This is a genomic window from Psychrobacter sp. TB67, from assembly GCF_000511065.1.
In the GTDB taxonomy this organism is placed as follows: domain Bacteria; phylum Pseudomonadota; class Gammaproteobacteria; order Pseudomonadales; family Moraxellaceae; genus Psychrobacter; species Psychrobacter okhotskensis.
In genome coordinates this window covers 1-2,645 of the sequence record NZ_AYYA01000018.1, presented here as the reverse complement: position 1 = coordinate 2,645, position 2,645 = coordinate 1, and the positions used below count along the sequence as shown (strand labels likewise).

3 protein-coding genes are annotated in these 2,645 nt (G+C 38.6%); 1 reads left to right on the top strand and 2 read right to left on the bottom strand.

Translation table 11 applies throughout. The annotated features are described in order from the left end of the window. Window positions 1–568: IS630 family transposase (locus W293_RS0102970; RefSeq protein ID WP_156916403.1), on the top strand; the 568-nt coding region annotated here is incomplete at its 5' end. A 270-nt stretch (window positions 569–838) separates the two neighbouring features. On the opposite strand, the gene W293_RS0102965 is transcribed toward W293_RS0102970, so the two are convergent. Together W293_RS0102965 and W293_RS0102960 are read right to left on the bottom strand one after the other, a co-directional pair. Further along, a complete protein-coding gene (locus tag W293_RS0102965; RefSeq protein ID WP_025651032.1) occupies window positions 839–1,300 on the bottom strand; it encodes a hypothetical protein in 462 nt (153 codons plus the stop codon). 114 nt (window positions 1,301–1,414) lie between these two features. Continuing rightward, a protein-coding gene (locus W293_RS0102960; protein WP_156915624.1) for an IS3 family transposase occupies window positions 1,415–2,580 on the bottom strand; the annotation gives its coding sequence in 2 pieces (ribosomal slippage) (window positions 1,415–2,322 and window positions 2,322–2,580; 1,167 coding nt in all). Between the last annotated feature and the right edge of the window lie 65 nt (window positions 2,581–2,645).

Below are 2,645 nucleotides of genomic sequence, written 5' to 3'. Positions count from 1 at the left end.
ATCAGTCAAAAAAAAGACTTTAGAACATCCAAAAGCCTGTCCGATCAAAAGAGCGATATATCAGAATAAGCTTGAGCACTTTAAGCAGCAAGGCTACCCCATTGTATATATGGACGAAAGCGGCTTTGAGCACGAGACCATTCGCTCTCATGGCTATGCACCGATTGGTGAGCCTTGTATCGATAGCTACAACTGGCAAGGTAAAAGGCGAACCAACGTTATCGGTGCTCTATATGAAAAGATGCTGTTTGCCCTAGATTACTTTAAGCACAACATCAACAGCATCGTCTTCTATCACTGGTGCAAACACAAGCTAATCCCAAGTCTTAAAACCAAATGCGTGATTGTGATGGATAATGCCAGATTTCATAAGAGTAAGCGTATTCAAAAGCTACTGAATAGGCATGGTCATCGTATTCTATGGCTGCCGCCGTACAGCCCTGATTTGAACCCTATTGAGAAGAAATGGGCTCAGGTGAAGTTTCTACGCCAAGGCTGGATGGAAAACGACTTATCCAAATTGTTTTATGATGTTTGTCCTAACCATAACAATTTTATTTTGAGCTGACTATATATAACTTATTATACTTATCCCCATTTTGTTCAAGGTACTCAGTCAAGAATAGTAGAGAGGATTGAATATCACCTTTCAATACATCATAAAGCCTATCAGAGTTTATATTACTTTGAGAACGATTAAGAATTGCTGAGACCAGCTCTGGTTGTAGATTGCATAGGGTATTAATAATCCAGTCATCTACCTGTATATCAGTATTGGTAATGTTAGGTCACGCTGATAGTTGATTTTGAACTTTAAAGATAATCATTAAATCTAGATTTACCGTATAAAAAAGTAGCTGCTGAACAATAATATAGTTATCAATAATTGAATAATTAAAATAACGAGTAAAATTTTTTTTCTATCTAAAATTTCATTGACTATCTTTATATGTCTCATATCTGTTTTTCTATATTCTTTTTTTAATACTTTATTTCTTATTTGAATACCAGCATAAGCTCCAATATTATAAAAAAGCAAGAAAGATATCCGCAGATAGTCATCCATTTTAAAATCTTTAGTAGTGCCACTTGTAAATTTATTAAAAAACTCATTATCTTTACTAACTTCATATTGTAAAGCTAGGCTTAATAGAGGAGCGAGAGCAAACAGTATATACGCTGCAATAAATACAAAAAAATTCGTATCAAACAATTCACCATCCTTTAAAAACAGTATATAAAATAATATTGTAAAAAATATAAATGACGATAAGTGTAAAATTACCTTTGTTTTTTTCATAATCTAACTCTTAGTTTTTTCATAAATTCCATTGCCTATTAATTCGCCTATCGTGCCTCCAATCAATCTGACCCCTGCCGTCAAATCCGTACAGTTAAACTTGGGAGATTTTAGTTACGCAGCCTGACGATAATAGTCAAACCACACCTGTCTTGGCGATTTATAGCCTAAACCCTTTTGAATTCTCGTTTGGTTGTAGTACAACTCGATATATCTAATGATATCGGTAATGGCGGCAAATCTGGTCTTATAGTCCTGATGATATATTAACTCATTCTTTAATACGCCCCAGAAGCTCTCTATAGGTGCGTTATCAAAGCAGTTACCTTTAGCGCTCATTGAGCCTGTAAGCTGATGCTGCTTGATGATCTTATGGTAGGCATGACTACAGTACTGACTGCCTCTATCAGAGTGAACGACTAGCCCTTTACTGGGTCGTTTGTTCTTAATCGCTATGTTGAGTGCACGGCATACTAAATCTGCGGTCATACGCTTGTTAATAGCGTAACCGACAAGCTCTTTAGTGTATAAGTCTTTAACGCCTGCTAAATACAGCCAACCCTCAAGTGTCCAAATATAGGTGATGTCACTGACCCACGCTTGGTTAGGGCGACTGGCATCAAACTTCTGATCCAGTACGTTTGGATAGATCAGCTTGTTGTGATTGGAGTCGGTAGTGACTTTAAAGCGCTTGTGGCGACGGCATTTGATGCCATGTTCCTCTTTAATGCTTCTAACCATGTATAGGCTAATGTCATGGCCTTGCTCGGTGAGCGTTGCATGCAAACGTTCATAACCATAACGTTCTTTACTTTCACTGTGAGCGGCTTTAACGAGTAGCTCGCAATGGTTGCGATGTATCTGCTGCTCGCTGATATCGCGACTCAGCCAGTCGTAGTAACTTGAATGCTTAATCTTTAGCACACGGCACATAGTGGTGATGCTAAAGAAGTGCTGGTTATCTTTGATAAAGGCGTACCTGACTAGCTGTGCTTTGCAAAGTACGCCGTCGCCTTTTTTAATATCTCTCGTTCCTCTTCGGCTACTTTAAGCTGTCGTTTGAGGCGCTTGTTCTCTTCAATCACGGCTATGAGCTGTGGATCGTACTGCTCTGTTCCTACAAGCTTGCCTTGGTTGGCTTTGTTATGCCAATTAGATAAGGTCTGCATGGCGATGCCAAGCTGCTTTGCGGTCGCTGAGATATTGCCATTATTGTTTGCTATCTTCTTAACGGCTTCTGCTTTAAATTCTGTGCTGTAAGTTCTGATTTTCTTGGTCATGGTAAACTCCTGTGAATACGCTTAGTTTACCAAGTTTAGTTGTACGGTTTCTTCAGCATAGCTCA

What these genes read in the sequence shown, in the direction of transcription:
- W293_RS0102965 (WP_025651032.1), bottom strand. Translation starts at nt 1,300, where the DNA reads ATGAAAAAAACAAAGGTAATTTTACACTTATCGTCATTTATATTTTTT.